Below are 23274 nucleotides of genomic sequence, written 5' to 3'. Positions count from 1 at the left end.
TTCGATAATGGGGGTAGCGGTGAGGCTAGCCTGAATAAATGCAAAAGTAGGGTTTGCTAAACCTATTGTCAAGTATTTAGCATATATTATTTTGTTAAATCACAAATGTTTACTGTTAACAATATATGCATATAATTTAATACGATTCTATCAACATCTGTTGGATATAAGCTGTACTTTATGCCTCAATTCCATGTAGTATGAAACGTTTTTTTCTGTCTGTATTAAGCTGCGTCGCAGCTTTTACCGCCACTGCCCAGCAGGCACATAAAGGGATGACCGTTACCCTCGATTATCATTATAACTATGAGCATAAAAAGGATAAAGAAGGCCAGATGGTCCGCTGGCACTATATCTGGGACGAAGAAGACCAGAGTGGGCTGTCAGTCTGGGGGCATATCTTCGACTCACTCGGCATCAGCAGAGATACCTTGCATGACGAACCTACAGCGGCCAATCTGCGTAACTCAGATATCTATATGATTATCGACCCGGATACAGAGCGGGAATCGCCTAACCCGCATTACATGACACCAGCCGCCGCCCAAACGATTTATAACTGGGTGAAAGCCGGCGGAGTATTGGTATTGCTGGAAAATGATTCCCTGAATGCGGAGTTTGATCATTTTAACCGGCTCAGTGAAAAATTCGGGATTCATTTTAATGGTGACAGCCGCAACCGGGTACAGGGCCGCAACTGGGAACAAGGAGCCTTTGTTTTACCCCAGGACCATGAGATCTTCGCCGGCGTAGGAAAAGTATACATCAAGGAATTGTCAACCATGACCATCAAAGCTCCGGCCAGGGCTGTTTTCAAAGATGGCGATCATGTTATCATGGCCGTGGCTAAAGTAGGCAAGGGTACTGTTTTCGCAGTTGGAGATCCCTGGTTCTATAATGAATATGTAGATGGGAAAAGGCTTCCGGCTGAATACCGTAACTATCAGGCGGCCGCAGCCCTGACGGCCTGGCTTAAAAAACAGGTGCCCGCCCGCCGCTAGGATGACGGTGTCTGCAAAAACTGAAGGTTCCGGCGTATACCGGCGTACTTGCTGCGTTTTAAAGGAGAATGCCGGAAAATTTCCCGGAAAGCTTCTTCTGTCATATCCTCCCAGTCACGGGTGCTGAAATTCAGAATGGCCGGTACCGGCGTGAAAGCGGCCTCTGAATGGGCTTTGGAAAAACGGTTCCACGGACAAACATCCTGGCACGTATCACAACCAAACATCCAGTTGTCAAACTGGCCCTTCATAGGGTTGGGGATCAGCTGTTCCTTCAGCTCTATTGTAAAATAGGAAATACATCTGCTGCCGTCTACGACACCGGGAGCTACCAGGGCGCCGGTAGGACAGGCATCCAGGCAGCGGGTACAGGTACCACAGTAGTCACCTACCGGACTGTCGTAGTCCAGTGGTATATCCGTGATCAGCGTAGCAATAAAAAAGAAAGACCCCGCCTGCTTATGTATCAGATTACCATTTTTTCCTATCCAGCCCAAACCGCTACGCCGCGCCCAGCTCCGTTCCAATACCGGCGCCGAATCTACAAAGCCGCGGCCCTGCACCGGACCGATATGCTCCTGCATCCGTAACAGCATGGTTTTCAGGCGTGCCCGTATCACCTCATGATAATCCTGGCCGTAGGCATATTTAGACACCTTCGGTGCATCCGGGCGCTGCTGCTGGGAAGGGAAATAGTTGAACAGCAGCGTGATCACCGATTGAGCACCCTCGACAAGTTTGCGCGGATCTATCCGCTTGTCAAAATGATTCTCCATGTACTGCATGTTGCCATGCATACCCTTATTCAGCCAGCTTTCCAGTCTGCGCGCATCATCATCCAGCTGCTCTGCTCTGGCAATACCGCAGTGGTCAAATCCCAACTCCGCCGCCAGCTGCTTGATATATAAGGTATGGTTCATCCCCGCAAAATTACGGATTACAAAACGTTATCCATAATTTCCAGTATCTTCACGACCTTAATCCCCCTATACCTGTATGAATTGCAAATCTGGTTTATTAACCTTTGTAATCGGCTGTTTGTGCGCCATTACAGCCTGGGCCCAGGATGGTCCAAAAATCAAATATGGCAAAATCACTAAAGAAGACTTTGAACTGAAAGGAGTAACCCTCGACACTGGCGCCCACGCTATTGTCCTCTCCAGCATTGGATCCTCGCGGTTTGAATCCGATGGCAAAGAGCTCCGCCTCGTGTACAAAGTTCATACCCGTATCAAAATCATTGACAAAAATGCGTACGATCTGGCTACGGTAAAAATCCAACTGTACAAGGGAAGCAACGATGAAGAGAAGTTGCAGAACCTGAAAGCTTCTGCCTACAACCTCGAAAACGGGGAAGTGGTGGAAACAAAAATGGAGAGCAAAAACGTCTTCACCGACAAACAAGATAAGAACTGGGTAGCTAGAAAATTTGCTGTGCCTGCCGTAAAAGAAGGGACGATATTTGAATATACCTACACCGTCACTTCTCCTTTTTTTTCATATCTGCGCTCATGGGAATTTCAGGGTGAATATCCCATCCTCTATAGCGAATACAGCGTAGGTATTCCGGAATACTTCGACTATGTCCAGATTCCGCAGGGATATGAAAAATTTATCTCTTCCAAAGAGGTAACCCGCACCACCATGACCTTCCGTTCAGAAAGCGGAGGCGCGGCCGGTCCAACCAACCTCACAACCGTTACCCCGGCAGTGACCATTTATAAGTGGGCGCTGAAAGACGTGCCGGCTATGAAGGAAGAAGATTATATCACCACCACGGATAACTATATCAACAAGGTAGAATTTCAGTTGTCATCCATCAACTGGCCTGATCAGCCTTCCAAACCGATCAGAAGCTCCTGGTCCAAACTCATGGAAGAGTTGATGAAGGATGAAAACTTCGGCTCTGCCTTGAGTAATAACAACGGTTTCCTCGGAGATGTGGTAGACGGACTCGTGAAAAATGCCAAAACAGATGAAGAAAAAGCCACTGCTATCTATCACTGGGTGAGCAGCAACTTTACCTGTACACAGCAATCCGGTGTTTGGATTTCCAGAACGCTTAAAACCATCTTCAACAGTAAAAACGGTACTACTGCTGAGATCAACCTCCTGCTGGTAGCCATGCTGAAAAAGGCCCAGCTCGAAGCTTATCCCATCATCCTCAGTACCCGTGATAACGGTTACACCTATCCGTTTTATCCGCTGTTGTCCCGCTTCAACTATACAGTCGCTGGTGTCAACCTGGGAGATAAATTCGTGAACCTGGACGCTTCCGATCCGATGCTTGGCTTCAATAAACTGTCTCCGCAATGTTATAACGGACATGCACGTATTGTTAATGAAATGGCCACACCGCTCGATTTTCAGGCAGATTCACTGAGAGAGCAGAAGTTTACAAGCGTGATATTTGGTAAAGTTGAAAATGGTATGATGGAAGGCTCCTTCCAGCAAAGACCGACCTACTTTGAGTCTTACAAAGTGCGCAAAATGATCAAGTCCGAAAGTCTGGACGACTTTTTTGACGCCGTTCGTAAGAGTTTTACAGGAGAGGTGGAAATTTCCAATAAGGAAATAGAAGACCTGAAAACACTGGAGTCTTCGGTGATGCTGAAGTTTGATTTTAAAGTCAAACTCGACAACGAGGAGATGATTTATATCAGCCCGCTATTCACCGAAGCCTTCCGCAGCAATAAGTTCAGGGCTGCCGAACGAAAGTTCCCGGTGGAAATGGAATCTGTGTTTGATGAAATCTATTCCTTCAACATGGAAGTGCCGGAAGGTTATGTGGTGGATGAACTACCTAAATCTGCTATGGTTAAATTCAACGAAGACGAAGGAATATTCCAGTACCTGATCCAGCAACAGGATAACCATATTCAGTTGCGTTCCCGCGTAAAGCTCACCAAAGCCAACTTTGCGCCGGAAGAATATCCTTCCCTGCGGGAATTTTTTGATCACATCGTGAAAAAACAAGCTGAACAAATCGTGTTAAAAAAGAAAAAATAACTCATGTATAAATTTTTGTCATCCCTTGTCCTGCTGTTGTTCCTGTACACCAGCAGGCTGATGGCCGGTGATCCGGTATTCCCTGCCGGGGCTATTCCTGATTCCATGAAAAAGGATGCGCATCTGGTAAAAAGGATGGAGGAAGTTACACAGGTCATCGCTCCCAGCCTGAAAGAAGTGACACTAACCACTCGTTATGTGCTCACCGTGTTGGATGAAGCTGGTGCCCGTTCTTCCACACTTATCAAAATGTACAATAAGCACATGGATGTACGGTCCATCAGTGGTGCATTATACGATGCCGATGGTAAGCTGGTACGGCGGCTGAAACAGTCTGATATAAAGGATCTGAGTGAAGATGGCGACGGAAGCCTGATGACGGACAACCGGTATAAAGTACATCGGTTTTATCATAACGTGTTCCCCTATACGGTGGAATATGAAGTGGAAGAACGTGTTAGGGGTTCCTATTGGCTCCAGCCCTGGATACCACAGGATTCGAAAGACTGTACGGTAGAACAGGCCCGGTTCACCATTATGGCCCCGGCCGACTACCAGCTGCGTTATACCAATAATAAAGTAGCTCCCGTTATCACTACACAAAAAGACCAAAAGGTGTATACCTGGGAGGTGAAAAATATCCCCGTGTTCACAGATGAGCCTTTCTCCAAAGAGTTCCTGCAACTGTCTCCCGGTGTAATGGTAGCGCCATCCGTTTTTAAAATTGATGATTACGAAGGGAATGCTTCCACCTGGGAAGGGCTTGGCAAATTTGGCTATGCGCTTAATGCAGGCAGAGATGAGTTACCCGAGAATATCAAACAGAAGGTGCGGGACCTGATAGCAGGGAAAAATACGCAGGCGGAGAAAATCAAGGCACTGTATACCTGGATGCAGCAAAACTACCGCTATATCAGTATACAGCTGGGCATAGGCGGTCTACAGACATTCGACGCCAAAACCGTAGCTGCCAAAGGATATGGAGATTGTAAAGCACTATCCAATTATATGATGTCCCTGCTGAAGGAAACGGGTATCAAATCCTATTGTGCCTGGGTCAGAGCTGGTGCTGGAAAAAACTACATCAATGAAGCGTTTCCACGTGATCCTTTTAATCACGTGATCCTGTGCGTGCCGGGAGAGAAGGATACCACCTGGCTGGAATGTACCAGTAACACTTCTCCGGCAGGCTATTTAGGCAGCTTCACTTCCAACCGCGCTGTCATGCTGCTGACGGAAGAGGGAGGAAAACTGGTGCATACACCGGTTGCCCGTGAAGAGGATAATCAGCAAAACCGTACTATCACCGCCGTGGTAGAAGATAATGGTAACTTAAAACTAACGGCAAAGACTATCCGTAGCGGAGAGTCGCAGGAGGAGTTGCATGCATTGCTGCATGGACTGAGCAAAGAGAAACAGCTGGAATGGCTGCGCAAAAGCTTTGATTTGTCCAGTTATGATGTAGGTAAATTTGAGTGTAAGGAAATCCCTGCTGTGAATCCAGTAATAGAAGAACAGCTGGAACTGAACTGTAAAGCTTATGCTACGGTAACGGGTAAACGTATTTTTATTACGCCCAATGTCCTCGACAGAGATGTGCCCAAGCTGGAAGCCAATGATAAACGGGTTTCAGAGCTGGTGCTGAAATCCCGGTTTATATGTACGGATACGGTAAATATCACGGTGCCGGAAGGATATAAAGCGGAAGCATTGCCAGCCCCTGTTACTTTACAGAATAAGTATGGCGCTTACACTGCCGTGATTACCATGAAAGGCAATACCATCAGTTATATACGGAGGCTTGAACGAAAAGCAGGCGTATATCCGGCGGCAGAATTCAACGAATTCGCCAAATTCTATACCGCTATTTACCGGGCAGATCGCAACCGTATTGTCCTGGTGAAAGAATAACATCATCCTGTAATTTCATTAATTGTAAAGAGGTCGTCTCAAACAGAGCGACCTCTTTTGTATTATATCCTGCCTGTCATTTGCAGTCATAAGTTGTAACTTAACTATACAAGCCTGGAATTTGATATCCCCCGTTATGTAGCACTGATACCTCTTGATATTTATCCCCGAAATTCCCGTACTATGAAAATAATGTACCTGTTATTATTATTTTCCTGTAGTCTGTCTGCCTATGCACAACAATCAGCTCCTCTAAGCGTAGAAGTAGCAAGGGCTGAACTCAGATCAAGACAAATTATCTCTCCTGCGCCGGAAGCTGCCGAACTTGGAAAATATGGTAATGCGCCGGTAAGCCTTTATACAGGAACGCCGGATGTCTCCATTCCGATCTATACGCTGCAGGGTAATAACTTATCCATCGCACTGAGCCTTCACTTTGATGCGGGAGGTTTCAGACCGCAGGATGCACCTACCTGGGTAGGTCAGAACTGGTCTCTTTTTGCTGGCGGCGTGATTACAAGAGTCGTGCGCGGTAATCCGGATGATTATCGTTATACCACGCTGAACTTACCACCCGCTGGTAATTTTTTCTCCTTACAAGACACGCTGCAGCAAATTAAAAAAGGAGAACTAGAAATGGAGCCCGACCATTATTATTACAACTTCGATCAATATACCGGGAAATTCATCGTGACGCCATCCGGCCAGGTAGTCACCAAAACGCGGAATATGATGGACATCAGATTTGATTCCAGCGAAATAACCATCACAGATGATAAGGGCAACCGCTATCGCTTTGCAGATAGGGAATCCACCCGGATGGAACTGGGAGATGATCCCTATCCTGATTCTGCTACTGTTCGCACTTATCATTATATATCAAGCTGGTATCTGACCAGTATTTTTGCAGCCAACGGTCATGAGAAATTATATTTCGACTACGATTCTACCGGCGAATATCCCATCGATTTACAAAATACCAATAACGCAGCTGTTACCCGCAGTTACGCTACCATCCGGCATTATGATAGTACCGGTATGACTATCACTAATGCTGTTGATAGTAACCTCAACGACTATACGGGGCCCTTCACCTACAGCACGCGTAAATTTCTGAAGAAAATATCCCTGGTACGGGATGATAGCCTCATTGCCTTTATATCGCTGAAAGCTACAGCAGACATAGATTCCAGCGGTGGTCGTAAACTGGATACCATTGCTGTATATAATGCCATCGGCGGAAATCCGCAATTAGTGAAACAGTATCAACTGGGATACGGTTATTATGCTAACCCGGAAAACAGTTTCACCAAAACACGATTGAGGCTGGATAGTTTACAGGAACTCGCAGTAAGGCAGGATGTGGCTTCTCCTCCTCCGCATCTGTTCTTTTACAACATGAATGCCACTATGCCGGAAAGGTTCTCCAAAAGCATTGACCATTGGGGATTTTATAATCGCGCCAATAATTTATCATTAGTTCCGAATGTAAAAATAATCTCTCCTGTAAACCCTTCCGATAGTATAATAGGTGGAAATGCAAACAGGGAGCCTGATCTGGCAGGATCATCCTATGCCATGATCAACAAAATTATTTACCCAACAGGAGGCTATACTACTCTGGGATATGAATTACATACCACCTTAAATCAAAATCAGACTATACGGACATTAGGTGGCGTCAGGATCAAATATATTGCTGACTATGCTTTTCCGGGCAAGCCTGCTAAAGTGAAAGTTTATACTTATCTCAACGATTTTAATTATGATTATCTAAGTGGGAGATCGGATGAATCTTTTCCCGCTTATCTGGTGAAGTCTTCTTATAATAATCGTGATCAGGATACACTGTCCGGCGACTATCTTCAAAGCCAGACCAACTATACCGTGACAGCTAACGGATCATTTGGCCTGGGGGCCTTCCAAGGAAAACATGTAGGTTATATAGAGGTATCAGAATATTTGAAGGATAGCAGTAACAACAGTGGCTTCGGCAGAACCTTATATAAGTATCAGCTGGGAAACGTGAATACTGCAGATGAAGACATAGCCAATGGTGCTTTGATCCTCCTGCAGTTGTACAATAGAATCGGGGTGTTAAGATATGAATTGGCAAGCACCTACACTTACAACACGATAAGTACTTTTTCATCTACGCAGGTAAAGCCGGCTTTAAGTCAAACGAACGAAGTGTTATGGTGCAAGACACAGGACTCCGCCGGAAAACCTCTGTACAAAGCCTACACGGTGTTAAACGGACAGCCGCCCGGATGTATTGATTCAAGAAATTATCCTACTGCCCTGAATGCGAATACATATGCTTTTAAGGCTCAGGAAAGATACCTTTCCAAGCAGGTTGAGCGTCGTGCTGACGATCTTTCAAGCGTTATGATAAAAATCACTATCGAATATACTTATGGAAATCCGCTGCATATCTACCCTACGGCTATTGACAGGTATGGTTATCACAAAAGGGTAATCACCCGCAAAAAATACGTCGCGGATTACACAGGGCCGGCAGGCCCCAATGATGCTGGTATTCCGTTGATGCAGGCCAAACATTGCCTGGGTGCGGAGGTAGAGTCTTACGACTACCGTACAGTCGGAGATGGATCTACTAAACGGGTAATTAGCGGTATGATTAACTATTATAGTGTTGATCTGATGCCCGTAAAACAACTGGGTATAGAAGCCATAAAACCATTAACCACTATCCTGGAATCTGCGCTTACGGCAGGAGGTTTAACCTTTGACCCTGCTTACAAACCACAGGTCTATTTTACTTACCAAAATGGCGCGCTTGCGTCCAGACAAAAACATATGGGTGCCATTACCCGATACTTACGGGGATATAACAACAGTTATACCGTGGCGGAAATGATTGTTGGAAATTTAGTGCCGGCGGTATATTATAACTTCGAAGATGACGGACAAGCCTGGTACGGCTCACAGCTAACGGGGTATAAGATAACTGATACTGTTGCATATTCCGGCAACAGGAGCGGAGTACTCTCTGCAGACAGTATGATCCTGATTCCCACTTATAACCGGCGCGCAGCCTTGAAACTCTCCTTTTGGTTACATAGCGGCAGTATTGTTGTGAAACAGGGTGTTGTTACGCTAACGCCGTCTTTTACCGGTCCAACACGGAATGGCTGGACATACTACGAATATCAATTCGATGGAGCAAACGGGAATGTTCAACTGATAGGCGATAGTACTATTATCGATGAGCTACGTTTTACTTCCTACGACGCAACTATTGCCACCTATACCTACGCCCCCCTGGTAGGGACAACGAGCAGCAGTTCATCCAATAATCGCACTATTTTTTATGAATATGATGGATTAAACAGACTGGTAAATATCAGAGATGAAAATAAAAGCATCCTGAAGAATTTTAAATATAACTATGGCCCGGGCATCCCCGTGGATATCCCTCATTAAGTAACCGCTCAATGTGTTCGTATGAAAAACATACTGATCATCATAGGTCTGACTTTATACGCAGCAACCGCTTATAGCCAGTTCAGTACCGGCAACAATTTTATAATAGAGACAACCATTAAAACAACGGGTATTACCGATCAGGCTGGCGTAGATGCCTTACCGGCAGATAAGAAGACCAGTATGGTTACTTACTTTGATGGTCTTGGACGGCCACTGCAAAAAGTGAGCATACAAGGTAGCCCTGAACTAAAAGATATGGTCACACCATTCTATTTTGATAATCAAGGAAACAATACTCAAATCTATTTACCCTATACCGACCTGAATGGCAATAATTTTGGTAGTCTCAGGACCACTGCTTTCCAGGATCAGAAAACATTTTACAACCCGTCCAATGCTTCCGTGGTGGATATTGCTAAAGACAATCTCCCGATTACTGTACTACGGTTTGAAGACTCCCCGCTCAACAATCTGCAGGCACAGGGTGGCCCCGGTGCTACCTGGGACCCTTACGCTTACGGAGGTCGTCCTGCTATCACTTATTTTTCAGTTCCAACCGTGATGTCGTTTGATAGTTTATTTATCCATTGGATGATTACCTCCGACAGTGGTGCTGTTCCCTACGCCGATATACGGGTTCCGGAAGAAACTCGTAAGGTTATCTCTATAGATCCACAGGGAAATCAGACCATTGATATTTTTGATATTGACAATAAGCATACATGGATAAGAAAATATGCCGACACAGTAGCGCTGGATACCCATTACGCGTATGATGATTACAACCGTCTGCGTTATATAATGACACCCAGCGCCTCAAAACCATTAATGAACAAAAGCCCTTTGTGGACGGTTGACAGTATTCCTGGTATAAAAGAGGAGTTCTGTTATTATTATGAATACGATGAAAGAGGAAGGGTAATCAGGGAAAAAAAGCCAGGAGTGGGTCTTGTAGAGATGGTGTATGATGCAAGGGACAGGTTGGTTTACAAAAGAGATGGAAACCTTTTGGCAAAAGGACAATGGCAGTACTATGAATACGACAATTTAGGCAAGGTGATAGGAGGTGCCTTCTGGTTAACGAACGATTCCCGTAATGTTATGCAGGAAAAAGTAAACGGCTATTTCCTGGATTCGGTATATGGAAATCTCTCTATACCATTTTGGGATCGTACGCCACGTGTCGGTTCTGTCGGAGACCTTTATGGTAATTACAGCTACGATCCAAACATTTCGTATCCCTTTGTACCCGGTGAAATGACAAAATTACAAAATGGTAGCAGTACTACTGCCGACATAGTAACCACCTGGTCAAAACATACTAATGGATTAAAATGCACTACGCTGACATGGGTACTGGATAGCAAATTAATCCTTCATACTGCCTACTATTATGACGATAAGGGCAGATTAATCCAGACAATTGCGGAAAACCTGTATGGTGGCAAGGATATTAAAAGTATCCGTTATGATGCCGAAGGAAAGATACTGAGTACCTATGATCACTATAGTAATCCGAAAAGCTACGTCACGCCTGAATTGAGAATCCTTACCGTCAGATATTATGATGCCGTCGGTAACCTCATCCGGATAGATAAACAACTCAATGATGCCGGCCCACTGAAAACGATTGTTCAATTGCGCTACAATAGCGTTGGACAGCTCATTTGTAAAACCTTCGGCAACAACCTGGATAGTATGAAATATACCTACCATATTCAGGGTTGGTTAAAAGGGGTAAACAGGGAATATGTGCGCACCGGTACCGGTAACTATTTTGGCTTCGACCTCGGATATGATAGTGCTGCCTCTGTGATCCCTGGTGTTACTTATTTAAATCCGCGGTACAATGGCAATGTGGCTGGTACTATATGGCGATCTGCTAATGACAACATCTTACGCAAATATGATTTTAAGTATGATAAAATAGATAATTTGTTGCGCGCGGATTTTCTCCAGCAGGATGCCGGTACCACCACCTGGTCTAATAGTCAGGTTGATTATACGGTAAGCGGAATAAAATATGACTTCAATAGCAATATCCTGTCTCTCAATCAGAGAGGGCTTTCTGGCACTTCCTCCATCCTGATAGACAGCCTGAAATATGAATACTTCTACAACAGCAATAAAATACTGTATGTAACCGATAGAGTGAACAACCCGCTAAGCACATTGGGAGATTTTAAAGAAGCGAATACAGATCTTCAACAGGACTATGACTATGATGCCAACGGTAATCAGTACCTCAATATGAATAAACTTACAAGCGTACTACGATATAATTATTTGAACCTGCCGGATTCCATTTATATGTGGGGAAAAGGGTATGTGGTATATACCTACGATGGGAAGGGGAATAAGTTGCAAAAAGTAATTACGGACTATACCGGCGCCGGCAAATATACAACCATTAGTTATTTAGGTGACCTGGAATTCAGGAATGACACGCTACAGTCCATTGCACACGAAGAAGGCCGTATCCGTGTAGTGGTGAAGCCTGGCGAGCCAGTTAAATATATCTATGATTATTTTGAGAAAGATCAGTTGGATAACGTCAGGGTAATACTGACGGAACAAACAGATACCAGTGTTTACAGTGCCACCATGGAAACTGCCAATGCGGCCAGAGAAGAGCTTACGTTCAGTAATCTTGAGGCTACACGCAGTGCCAAACCTGCTGGTTACCCTGCCACAAATACAAAAGAGAAAAATGAATTTGTATCCTTATTATCCGGTCAGCCTGACGGCAAGAAAACAGGTCCATCTCTGGTATTGCGCGTAATGGCCGGAGATACGGTGCAGATTGGTGCAAATGCCTTTTATAAAAGCACTGCTGTAAAGAAAAATAATCCGTTGTTACCGCTGGCCGGTCTGTTAAACCAGACCTTACAAACCGCTTCAATTACGGCTGGAAACGGTTCTGCGCACACAGCTCCCTGGGCTGATCAACCACCGCTGTTCGCAAACAACCTTACTACAGACAGTTATGAACGCCTGAAGTCCGCAAACGATCAAAAAGCTGATCCACTACGTCCCAAAGCCTATCTGAACTACATATACTTCGACGAACACTTTAAGATGGTGGAGGATGGCAGTGGCGTCAAACAAGTGCAACCTATCCCGGATCAAATACAACAACTTGGCACAGATAAGATGGTTGTCTCCAAAAGTGGCTATCTGTATGTATTCCCCAGTAACGAAAGTTCGCAGCAGTTGTATTTTGATAACATCACCGTATCGCTTATCACCGGCCCGTTATTGGAGGTAACGCATTATTATCCTACAGGTCTCGTGATGGAAGGTATTAGCAGCAACGCTTTGAAAGGAACATCCTATCCGGATAATAGAAAAAAATTCAACAGTTATGAATTACAAAGCCGGGAATTTATGGATGGTAGCAGCTTAGAGTGGTATGACTTCAAAACATCGCTCTACGACCAACAGATCGGCCGGTATTTACAGTTCCGCGAGCGGGAAAAATTCCAGGAGTATCTGTCTCCATTTCATTATATGTTCAATAAACCAGCCGGATATGTTGCTCCTGTAAACCCGAATGCAGTACCGGCCGTAGATGTATTAAAAGGAAAGGATATAGGCGCAAACGCAGTGCATAGTGTGAGTCTCTCGCCTACAGAAAAATAGGAGACGGCTGACCAAAAAGTAAAACCTGCTTTTGGGTCAGCTTTCTTTTGTTGAACTGATTATCCTAAAGAGAACAATATTTGCATACTCTTTACCAATAAATGCAAGATAAATTGAATGTTTGTAAATAGATTGTCAGAAAACAGACCAATGCAGCCTGGGTACTGATTTAAGCCCTAATTTACTTGATAGTTTTAGTACTGGTCCGCAACGAATGAAGAGCATGAATTGTCTGTAGAAAATTGAACATTGAAAAAAGCGTTGTTATGCTATCCTTTGATTTCTCAGTCGCGGGCCGCGTGTAGTTAGCTTCTGAATTTTTATGTCAACCAAAATATAACTTGATTTAACCGTTCTTCTCACTTAATACTGATAATATATTGTTTCAATGATCTTTCCCTTGCGGGAATTGAGCTGAGTCTTTTTGCCTAAAGGGAAGGAGCTATTTCAGATTCCAATGCAGAGGATTTAACCGGTGAATAACATGAAAAAAAAGTTGTGCGGGCATCCTGCATAACCGCTTCCCATCAACCAAAAATCAATAACATGTCAACACTCCTTTTCCCAGACCACATTCGTGGCAGTTAAACTGTATCTGCACGGCATGCAGATGTAATTTTTTATGAACGATAGTTTGCTGTACGCTCTCCCTGTCATCACAGGGTGTGGCTGCTTATTGCCTGCTGAGTTCATAAAATCCTCCACCTGAAAGGCTTGTTGTATACAAGCGAAAAGCCCTGCAGCAGCAGGGCCTGGCCGTGCTATGCCTATTGTCAACTACATCAACCAAAAATCACTACAATGTTTAAAAAACTTTTACATGCTTTAAGCTTGTTGTGTCTCGCGCTATCAGTGCAGGCACAGGACCTGAAAGTAACGGGTATCGTCAGGGACGAAACCGGTTCGCCGCTTCCGGGTGTCACCATTATTGAGAAAGGGCTTTCATCCAATGGTACCACCTCAACAAGCAATGGTATTTTTACCATCACATTAAAGGGATCATCAAAAACACTGTTGTTCTCCTTTGTTGGTTATCTGTCACGCGAAGTGAACGTGAGTGGCAGGAACAACGTGAATATTACCATGTCGGCTGATTCCAAATCACTCAAAGACGTAGTGGTGATCGGCTACCAGGAGGTGTCCCGTAAAAAGAATACCGCTGCCATCGCCAGCGTAAAAGGCGATGTGATCAAAGACATCCCGGCACCTAGCTTCGATATGTTGTTGCAGGGCCGTGTGGCCGGCGTGAACGTGCAGAACTTTTCCGGTGAGCCGGGTGTACGCAACAGCTTCGTAGTAAGGGGTAATACCTCGGTGCTCAGAGGTTATGATGCTGCCAGGGCCGTCAGTTCGCCACTCTTCGTGATCGATGGTATCCCTACCACCACCGATGATATCAGCCAGATGAGTTACGGACAAGGCACCAATACCAATCTGCTGGCCGGTTTGAACCCGAACGATATCGAATCCATTGACGTACTGAAAGATGCTTCTGCCGCTGCGATCTATGGCTCCAGAGGCTCCAACGGTGTGATTATCATCAAAACAAGAAAAGCACATGCCGGAAAAGCGCAGTTCAATTTCAGCACCTACCATGGTATGTCTGAACAACGCAAGCTCACTGAACTTGTGACCGGTGCTGAAGAACGCAGAATGAAACTGGATGTGCTCAACCAGTACAATCAATGGGAAGATAATTACAAATTGCCGCAGATGCTTACCGACAGCCTCAACCCAACATTCAATAATAACACTGACTGGCAAGGGCTTTTCTATCAGCGGGGTATGATCCACAACTATGACATGTCTATTTCCGGAGGTACGGAACTGGTGAACTACCGTGTGAGCCTCGGTCACTATAACGAAGAAGGTATCCTGAAAAATACAGGTTTCAAAAGATACAGCATGATCTCCAATGTGAGCATACAGATCACGCCGAAACTAAGTAACCGTACTATCTTCAGGTTGTACCGGACAGACCGTCCGCGCTCTGTGAATGAACGTACCGGTGGCAACTTCTCTTTTAAAAGTGATGAGCTGCCCTCTTCCTTTTACAGACTCACCCCTGCCGGTGAAGAGTTCCTGGTGGGCAACAGCCGTAAGATGGACAAGAACATTAACAACAGCATGCAGCTAAGCACCGTGTTCAACTACGTAGTCCTGCCATCACTGTTGTTTAATACCACTGTTTCATATGAGACGTCCAATTCCAACCGCGACTACTATTCACCAGCCGTCGTCAGGGACAACGGTTTCGGCTTTGCTTCTTCCTTCGCAGATAAATCCGAACACCTGACCATCTATAACACCCTCGAATACACGAAAAAGCTGGGGCAGCATACCCTGAACCTGATCGGTGGCCAGAATATGGAATACAACGCTTACCGCAATACCTATGCAGATGCCGACTTCATTGCGAGCGACTATGTAAATACGGTAAACACTGCCAACAAGAACTTCAGCACTGCCAGTTCAGCCTTCCAGGAGTATGGCCTCCAGAGCCTGTTCGCAAGGGTAAACTATGACTTCAAAGCAAAATACCTGCTGTCAGCTGTATTCAATGCTGATGCTTCTTCCAAGTTCGGTAAGAACAACCGCTGGGGCTATTTCCCTTCCGTATCAGCAGGCTGGATCATCAGTGATGAATCCTTCATGAAAGGCACCAGTAACTGGCTCAGTTACCTGAAGATCCGCGGCAGCTACGGTATTACAGGAAGCCAGCCACAGGAGAATTATCTAGGTTACAACACCTACACGGTAAATGCCGCCAAGTTCGGAGATAAGGACAACTCACCGGCTACCACCTATAATGGCGGCTCTGTGATCATCCCCAACTATTCAAGCGGTATTGCACAACGCAACCTTTCGTGGGAACAATCCATACAAAGCAACATCGGACTGGAAGCCACCTTCCTCAAAGACCGCATCCGCCTGACGGTAGACGCTTACTCCCGTGGTACCAGCCGTGGCTTCTTTGACTACAGGCTGCCGATATATAGTGGTTATGATCTGGCAAAAACGAATGCCATCGGTATCCGCAATGCAGGGGTGGAGCTGATGATCAACAGCAAAAACCTGCCGGATAAAAGCGCCGTACAATGGTTCACAGACTTCAACATTTCCTATAACCAGAACGTCATCACCAGTCTCCCTAACGGTGGCAGAAGCCTGATCGTATCTTACGACGGCGGCGCCTATGGCTTCGACTATCTGCTGGATGTAGGAAAACCTGTCAACCAGATGTTCGTATTTGAAAACAGGGGCGTTTACTCCAGAGACTCCGACGTGCCTTTCAACTACATTACAGGCCAGCCGCTGAAAAATGTGGTGGGCGTGCCTTACAAAGCGGGCGACCCGATCATCGTAGACCAGGTAGGGAACTTTAATATCAAAGAACCAATGGACCAGATCGTAGGTGGTGACCCCAATCCAAAGTATACCGGTGGTATTAACAACACAATCTCTTACAAAGGATTTTCTTTTTCATTCTTTCTCACCTTCACCATGGGGCGCCAGATATTGAATTCATATAAGATCCGCCGCTATGTGAAACTGTTCGACGGTAGCGGAGACAATGGCGAAACCAACCTGGCAAGAGGTGCACTCTTCGATCTGAGCAAAGTGAACTACTGGAAGAAACCGGGTGATATCGCCGATATCCCTTCGCTCTCCCTGCGTTCGGCAGACCGTGATTATCATTATGCCTGGCTGGATGGTTCCACCATGTATATCGAGAATGGCTCCTATTGCCGCCTGAAGAACATCAGTCTTAACTACTCCTTTAATCCGCGGGTGCTGAAAACACTGCGCCTCAATCGCCTGCGTGTGTATGGCATTATGGATAATGTATTCACGTTGCAGCGATCCACTGTTCCGGACGCAGAAGCCGTGAATGCCTATGGTATTTATGATGGCGACGGGTATCCCATACCAACGAAATTTACACTGGGAATTGATCTGGGCTTTTAACGTTTAAAATGAAAAAGATATGAAACGAATCCATATAATCGCCTGCCTGTTATGCATGATCAGCATACTGGGGATGTCCTGTAAAAAAGTGTTGGAGCTGAATCCCCGGGAAACGCCGTCCAGCGGTGTTTACTGGCAGAATGAAAATGATGCGCTTGCAGGTCTGCTCGGCAGCTACTCGCTGTTGCGCGATGCCCTCACCGACCAAAACCGCTACTACGTATACGGTGATGCGCCCTGTAATACATTCCTGATCACTTATGGCAGTGACTATGATATACATCAGCTGCGTGACGGTTCTTTTGATGGGGTATATTACGGAGGTCTCGATAATCTCCAGAACTGGACACCATTCTATAAAGCGATTGCACAGGCTAACCTGTTGATCAAAAAAATACCCGCCATTCCTGCCAGTGCGTTTAAAGTACAGGAAAGGAAAAACTATTTTCTCGGTGAAGCTTACTATCTCCGCGCGTTCAACTATTTCTTTATTTCAAAGGTATGGGGAGATGTGCCACTGGTGACAGATGCGGTGGAAGATGTGTCAGAAGCGAGGAACTATGGCCGCGAGACACAACAGAAAGTGCTTGAACAGGCTATCGCCGATCTGGAACAGGCAAAAAAACTGCTGCCGGTAACAACGGAAAATACCGGCGACCGCGGCATCAGGGCCAGCCTCGCCACTGCATTGGCACTGGAAGCACATATCTACGCCTGGATGGGCAACTATGCCAAATGTGAAGAGAATACCCGCGATATCGTGAATAATCCCGGCAAGTTCAACCTCACGTTCATCACCGACTCTGCAGAATATGTGAAGATGACCGTCGGACATTCTACCGAAAGTATTTTCGAAATCAATATCAACTACAATCAGAACGAAGGCTCCAAAAAAGGCATCGGTGAAAGAACGCTATACGACCCGTTCCTGGCTACCCGCAAACCGGTAAACACCGACGATGTCCCCTGGCTCGTGAACATGGAGACCATCGGCAAAATCTACAATCGTTTCGGCAGCGACACCACCGATCTCCGGTTCAAAGTATGGTATTACGCGCTGGATGGAAGATGGCCAATGCTAAGGAAGTATGCCAGCGTCATCTATAAAGATGGCGATATCAAACGTGATCCCTGGTTCTCCAATAATATCCTCATCTCCCGCTTGTCAGATATCATACTGCTCCGCGCCGAAGCGCTCTTCAAACTTGGTGATGAAGCCGGCGCACGCACACTGGTGAACAAGATCCGCCAACGTGCCGGTGTGGCCCCTACCAATCCCTCTCTCTCCGGTGATGACCTCTTTACTTTCATTGTGTATGAAAGAGTGAGGGAATTATATGCCGAAGGACAGACCTACTGGGACCTCTGCCGCACTAAAAAGCTGGGAGATTTCAACGACAAATTCTCAGGCGCATTCACTCAGGGCAACGCCAACTACGGCAGAACATACTGGCCTATCAACAGGAACATCTTCAAAGACAATCCATTGATGAAACAAACACCTTACTGGAACGGAAGACTATAACCATCAAAAAAAAAGATCATGAAAAAGATCCGTAACTATATCCTTTTTGGCTGCATCATACTGGTGGCATTCCAGTCCTGCAAAAAGGACCATATCATCGGTGGAAGCCTGCATTCCGCCAAATTCAAAGGTACCACTTACGAATACCTGCATACCAACCGGCTCTTCGATACGCTCATCCTCCTGATCGATAAAACAGGATTAAAAGACGAAGTGAATGCCAGTAATACCACTTTCTTTGCACCTACCAACTATTGCATCTATAATTATGTGAAGAAGGTAGTGCAGACAAGACTGCAATTGCAGACAGGCAATGAGAATCTGGTGTTCAACTTTGACCAGCTGGATTTTCCCAGTCTGAAAGATTCATTGAGGGCCTATATCTTCCAGGGAAATATCATCCGTGATTCATTGAACAAGAACGGTACCTTATATACTGCCAAAGACGGAGAACAACGCCTCATCACACTGGAAGAAGACCCAAGCAACACTTATGTGAATGCCGGCTTCACTGACCGCCCCAAATACATCTATATCACCAAAATATTCGGCGCCCGGGACCCGGTAGATCCTGACTCGCTGGCGGCTTTGCCGGAATCACAGAGAGATGTAAAAGATATTATCCAGTCCTCGGGTATTATCACCAACAATGGGGTAGTACATGTAATAGGCAACTCACATATTTTCACTTTTGCCAAACAACCTAAATAAGTCAGGCTATGAAATCACTTCATCACATATACGAAAAAGGACTGCTGGTGCTGCTTGTCATCGCGGCGTTCATGTCCTGCAAAAAGGTTATACCAGGCTATATCAGCGACCAGATCAGATACGTGGATGATACCTTCCGGGTACCTAAAGGCACCTACTATACAGCAGATTCCCGCTCTTTCCAGGGGGATGGCACCAGCTATCCGCTTAATGTGAAGCTGGTGGATATCCGCGACCTTGCTACCGGCCAATCGGTAAAGGCCTTTACCGACTCGCAGGAAATACTTGTATTCACTAAGCTGTTTGATCCCAACAAAGACACCACTGTGGAGCAATTGAATGCTATCCGCACCAAACAGCGCGTCCCTCCTTTGCAGATCGTGGAGAAATCAGGACAACTAATCGTGAATAACGGATCTATCAATATCCCTAATGGCAATTATACTTTTGATATCAGCGTATCCAATGAAAGAGGTTCGAAGGTATTCAGGAATATATCCGTGCTTCAGTTATACCTGGTGGAGTTCCAGGACATCAGCAAAGGCTGCGCGTGGTTTAAGAACAATACCACCACCAGCGGTGATATCGGCTCTCCGGGCGTAACATATAGGAAACTGTCCAACGATGGCTTCCGTGTGATCCTGAAGATCACGGACAAAAACGGCACACCGTTCAACCCGAAAACAGGAGAGCTCATCAGACGTGGCGACAGACCGGTGTTTGAGAGCTATTCCCGCTTCCATCCAGTACAATACACCGACACTACCATGATCTGTGATTTTGAGGTAACACCTTTCCCTCTGATGGAAGTCCCGGGATATGGTTATCTTATGTATTACAGGATACCCAGCGACTTTGTGCAGATAGATCCCGGTGTAGCACCTACACCCGATCCTATCTATAGTGTGAACCCGAGATTTTCATTCAGACTATTGGTGCCGGGTACTTATGAAGTGACTGTCCAGGTGCCGAAAGTCACCAGAAAAGGCAGTTGATAATAAAAAAACGAGGGCTGACCAAAAAGTAGTTTTTTACTTTTGGGTCAGCCCTTTATAATCTGTACTGCTCCTTCATCTCCTCACATCATCTCCGCACATCAGGAGCATCAGCAAAATCACACATCACCGTTATTTTTCCCGGACGCTTACAGAAATATGTCTGTCTTTTTTCCTTTCTTCATCGGGAGCGTCAGCGGCGGCTTTAGCGAATTGGGAACCGTAGCCTTCGGCGCCAAGCAGTTGTGCAGGGTCTGTTTTAGCGTTTTTGAGGGCTGTTTCCACTGACATCGCACGTTCCTGGGAGAGTTTGAGGTTTTGGGTACTGTCGCCGGTGCGATCGGTATAGCCACCGATTTTAATTTTTGTTTTCGGGAAGGCTTTGAGGATGGCGGCGATGTTACCTACCTGTTTCATACTTTCTTCGGTGATTTGTGCGCTACCGGTTTTGAAGTTGAGGTCGTCGAAATCGAACCATACATCTTTGCCGGCGGGGCGGGTATTATCTTTCAGGAAGGTAACCAGCTGATCTTCGATACCGCCTTTATAGGCCTGGAGAACGGTGCCGTCGGGCAGTGATACCTTGATGCTTTCACGATTTACGGCACCACCTTCTGTAACATGGGAAGCAGAAGAATCGGCCAGCTGACTGGTGGTGATGCTATCGGTGACTACGGTGTTTTCGTGTTTGCCGCCACCACAGCCTTTCATCAGGTACCACAGCAATGCGATGGCTACGAGAATCAGGACGAGGGACAATAACCAGCGGCTGCCACCGCCTTGTTTTGCGCTGCTCAGAGCATGGGTTGCGGCGCCTATGCCGGCACCACCTATACCGGCAGCGATGCCACCGAGTTTCTTGCCTAGGTCGCCCAGACTGGAGAGGCCCAACAGGCTCGCGATATTCAGGCCGCCAGGAACGGCATTAAGGATACTGTCTTTTTGTGTATTGAGGAAAGAAAGAAATGAGTTGGGGGTGAGGTTGTTCTGTGCAGCATATTGACCGGCAACGCCCAGGGTGGCGGGTGCTGCTGACTGCAACAGCGTGCTCGCAGATGATTCCTTGATACCGGCAAAAGAAGATAACATGCCAGTGATGGAGCTGATCTTGTCTCCGAAAAGACTGCGCAGAAGGTCTGAGCCCTTGGCCAGCAGGCCACCACTACCGCCTTGAAGCGCTCCGCTTACGGCAGATGGGTTCGCATCACCTGCTACTCCTTTTATCATATTCAGCAGGCCGCCGGCATCAGCTCCTGAACCAGCTTTATTCAATAGCCCTGTTAACACCATCGGTACAATCCCACTTAATGCTTTTTGTATGCCGCCTTCACTTTCTCCTAATTGTGAGGAAGCCTGACTGACAACATTACTGTTAAAAATACTTTTTGCACTTTCAAGTAAGTCAAATGACATAATTGTAGGGTTTAATGATGAAGAAAATAAGCACGGACAAGATTGGAACACAACCAACCCTAATAACATTCCCTGCTTCAAGGTTGTTTGATTTTCTACCATAAGAAGAAAAGAAAATGCGATAATTAGATGTTGTGCCATCTGTTGTATTATGGATTTTGTTCTATAATTATATGATTTTTAATGGGATAGAAATTAAATTTTGAGAGAAAGTTGGCAGCTCTACCATTTTTTTGTACCTTTGCTCTGCTTAACGCAAAACCCGACTGTTTAAACGTGCCTTCCGAGCACACCGCATTACGCTATAACAGTCAATATTTATTGGTAATTGATCATTTGTCGGGCCATTTCGCGCCCGGTTTTCCTTTCCCGCTTGCTGTCTACAGTACAGTAGCATGCCCATAGGTCCCCTATGTCGCCCGGAAAAAGATCAGCTTAAACATATTAAATAATTAATGGCTATGATTAAATCATCGCATTGGTTGTTGCTATGCTTACTGCTCCTCTTGCCTAGTTTGGTTATTGTTGCACAGGATAGTACGGAAACCAGCAAAACGGATAAACCCACCTTCCATGTAGGAGGTGCACTACGCTTCAACTATAACCTGTCGTCCTGGAAAAAGGAACAGGTGAAACGAGGTGGTGACTTCGGTTTCGACATGTTCCGCATCAATGCTGATGCCGCCTGGAAAAAGCTTTCTCTCCACGCAGAATACCGCTTTTATTCGAAAGACTTCGGCGGCAGCTTCCTCAAGGAAGGTTATGTACGCTATCAATTCAATGATAGTACACAAATAGACATCGGCCTTACCCAGGTACCCTTCGGTAACATCACCTACAACTCACACAGCTGGTTTTTTAATCTGCCCTATTATGTGGGTAAGGAAGATGATTATGATATGGGAATAAAATTCCAACGCCGCAGCAATCGCTGGTTATATCAACTGGCTTTCTTTAAAAATGCGGAAGAGCTCAACTTCGGCGATAAGTCTGAAACAGACCCTGGCCGCTATTCCTACGATGTGGCCGGCCGCAATAAGGAAGTCAACCAGGGAAATGCCCGCGTGGAATATTTTCTGAATAAAAACAATAGTATAGGCGCTTCTGTTATGCTGGGGGGACTCTACAACATCCCCTCCGGAAACATGGGCAGCCACTGGGCTGCTGCCTTACACAGCAACCTCAACATGGACCGATGGAATCTTAAACTCCAGTCTATGTACTACCGCTACAACGTGGCCGATTCAGCACAGCTGGCTAACTATGTAGACATGGCCGCCTATGGCGCTGCCTACCGCGTGGCTGCAGAAGCTTTTCTACACACCGTATCACTTTCATACACGCAGCCTGTACACTGGGGCCCCATCAGCAAACTTACTTTTTATAACGACTACTCCTATATGCAGAAGCCGGCCAGCGGATTCCAAAATTCACAGATGAACGTACTCGGCTGTATGATCACTGCTGGTCATGTATTCTCTTATCTCGACTGGGCCGCCGGAAAAAATCATCCCTGGCTTGGGCCGGTATGGAATGAAGCGCTCGCCACCGGTACCCCGGATGCCCGCTGGCACAGCCGTCTTAACCTGAACATCGGGTACTATTTCTGATATACGCACCATGCGTCTTTCGTAAACCAAAAAACAAG

12 protein-coding genes are annotated in these 23274 nt (G+C 45.9%); 10 read left to right on the top strand and 2 right to left on the bottom strand.

The window, feature by feature from the left end:
• Positions 1 to 200: 200 nt before the first annotated feature.
• Positions 201 to 1001, top strand: coding sequence for a DUF4350 domain-containing protein (locus DF182_RS03140; RefSeq protein WP_113614226.1), 801 nt, complete (start codon positions 201 to 203; stop codon positions 999 to 1001).
• Here DF182_RS03140 and queG read toward each other — a convergent pair.
• Positions 998 to 1921, bottom strand: a complete 924-nt coding sequence (gene queG, locus DF182_RS03135; protein WP_113614225.1) for a tRNA epoxyqueuosine(34) reductase QueG — start codon at positions 1919 to 1921, stop codon at positions 998 to 1000. The genes DF182_RS03140 and queG overlap by 4 nt on opposite strands.
• Positions 1922 to 1997: 76 nt before the next feature.
• Here queG and DF182_RS03130 point away from each other — a divergent pair, with 76 nt between their 5' ends.
• The 8 genes from DF182_RS03130 (at position 1998) to DF182_RS03095 (ending at position 20213) form a co-directional block, all read left to right on the top strand.
• Positions 1998 to 4010, top strand: a complete 2013-nt coding sequence (locus DF182_RS03130) for a transglutaminase domain-containing protein (RefSeq protein ID WP_113614224.1) — start codon at positions 1998 to 2000, stop codon at positions 4008 to 4010.
• 3 nt (positions 4011 to 4013) lie between these two features.
• Entirely contained in the window at positions 4014 to 5921 is a 1908-nt protein-coding gene (locus DF182_RS03125; RefSeq protein ID WP_113614223.1) for a DUF3857 domain-containing protein, read from the top strand.
• Between the two features lie 183 nt (positions 5922 to 6104).
• Entirely contained in the window at positions 6105 to 9368 is a 3264-nt protein-coding gene (locus DF182_RS03120) for a hypothetical protein (protein WP_147243326.1), read from the top strand.
• 21 nt (positions 9369 to 9389) lie between these two features.
• On the top strand, positions 9390 to 13013 hold the full coding sequence (locus DF182_RS03115) for a DUF6443 domain-containing protein (RefSeq protein ID WP_113614221.1): 3624 nt from the start codon (positions 9390 to 9392) through the stop codon (positions 13011 to 13013).
• Between the two features lie 801 nt (positions 13014 to 13814).
• Positions 13815 to 16982, top strand: coding sequence for a SusC/RagA family TonB-linked outer membrane protein (locus tag DF182_RS03110; RefSeq protein WP_113614220.1), 3168 nt, complete (start codon positions 13815 to 13817; stop codon positions 16980 to 16982).
• A gap of 19 nt (positions 16983 to 17001) precedes the next feature.
• Positions 17002 to 18507, top strand: coding sequence for a RagB/SusD family nutrient uptake outer membrane protein (locus tag DF182_RS03105; RefSeq protein WP_113614219.1), 1506 nt, complete (start codon positions 17002 to 17004; stop codon positions 18505 to 18507).
• Positions 18508 to 18525: 18 nt separating this feature from the next.
• Complete coding sequence (locus tag DF182_RS03100; RefSeq protein WP_113614218.1) at positions 18526 to 19218, top strand: fasciclin domain-containing protein; 693 nt, start codon at positions 18526 to 18528, stop codon at positions 19216 to 19218.
• An 8-nt stretch (positions 19219 to 19226) separates the two neighbouring features.
• A complete protein-coding gene (locus DF182_RS03095; protein ID WP_113614217.1) occupies positions 19227 to 20213 on the top strand; it encodes a DUF5007 domain-containing protein in 987 nt (328 codons plus the stop codon).
• Between the two features lie 132 nt (positions 20214 to 20345).
• Here the strand turns inward: DF182_RS03095 and DF182_RS03090 are convergent, their stop codons facing one another.
• Positions 20346 to 21626, bottom strand: coding sequence for an OmpA family protein (locus DF182_RS03090; protein ID WP_161964032.1), 1281 nt, complete (start codon positions 21624 to 21626; stop codon positions 20346 to 20348).
• A gap of 506 nt (positions 21627 to 22132) precedes the next feature.
• Here DF182_RS03090 and DF182_RS03085 point away from each other — a divergent pair.
• Positions 22133 to 23236, top strand: coding sequence for a porin (locus DF182_RS03085; protein ID WP_211327037.1), 1104 nt, complete (start codon positions 22133 to 22135; stop codon positions 23234 to 23236).
• Positions 23237 to 23274: the final 38 nt, after the last annotated feature.

This window comes from Chitinophaga flava, from assembly GCF_003308995.1.
In the GTDB taxonomy this organism is placed as follows: Bacteria; Bacteroidota; Bacteroidia; order Chitinophagales; family Chitinophagaceae; genus Chitinophaga; species Chitinophaga flava.
Note: the sequence above shows the minus strand (reverse complement) of the source record. Positions and strands in the feature narration are given on the sequence as shown.

Excerpts from the sequence above, each read along its gene's own strand:
- DF182_RS03125 (WP_113614223.1), top strand. The coding sequence starts at position 4,014 with ATGTATAAATTTTTGTCATCCCTTGTCCTGCTGTTGTTCCTGTACACC.
- DF182_RS03100 (WP_113614218.1), top strand. The coding sequence starts at position 18,526 with ATGAAAAAGATCCGTAACTATATCCTTTTTGGCTGCATCATACTGGTG.
- DF182_RS03090 (WP_161964032.1), bottom strand. The coding sequence starts at position 21,626 with ATGTCATTTGACTTACTTGAAAGTGCAAAAAGTATTTTTAACAGTAAT.
- DF182_RS03140 (WP_113614226.1), top strand. The coding sequence starts at position 201 with ATGAAACGTTTTTTTCTGTCTGTATTAAGCTGCGTCGCAGCTTTTACC.
- DF182_RS03115 (WP_113614221.1), top strand. The coding sequence starts at position 9,390 with ATGAAAAACATACTGATCATCATAGGTCTGACTTTATACGCAGCAACC.
- queG (WP_113614225.1), bottom strand. The coding sequence starts at position 1,921 with ATGAACCATACCTTATATATCAAGCAGCTGGCGGCGGAGTTGGGATTT.
- DF182_RS03105 (WP_113614219.1), top strand. The coding sequence starts at position 17,002 with ATGAAACGAATCCATATAATCGCCTGCCTGTTATGCATGATCAGCATA.
- DF182_RS03130 (WP_113614224.1), top strand. The coding sequence starts at position 1,998 with ATGAATTGCAAATCTGGTTTATTAACCTTTGTAATCGGCTGTTTGTGC.
- DF182_RS03110 (WP_113614220.1), top strand. The coding sequence starts at position 13,815 with ATGTTTAAAAAACTTTTACATGCTTTAAGCTTGTTGTGTCTCGCGCTA.
- DF182_RS03120 (WP_147243326.1), top strand. The coding sequence starts at position 6,105 with ATGAAAATAATGTACCTGTTATTATTATTTTCCTGTAGTCTGTCTGCC.
- DF182_RS03095 (WP_113614217.1), top strand. The coding sequence starts at position 19,227 with ATGAAATCACTTCATCACATATACGAAAAAGGACTGCTGGTGCTGCTT.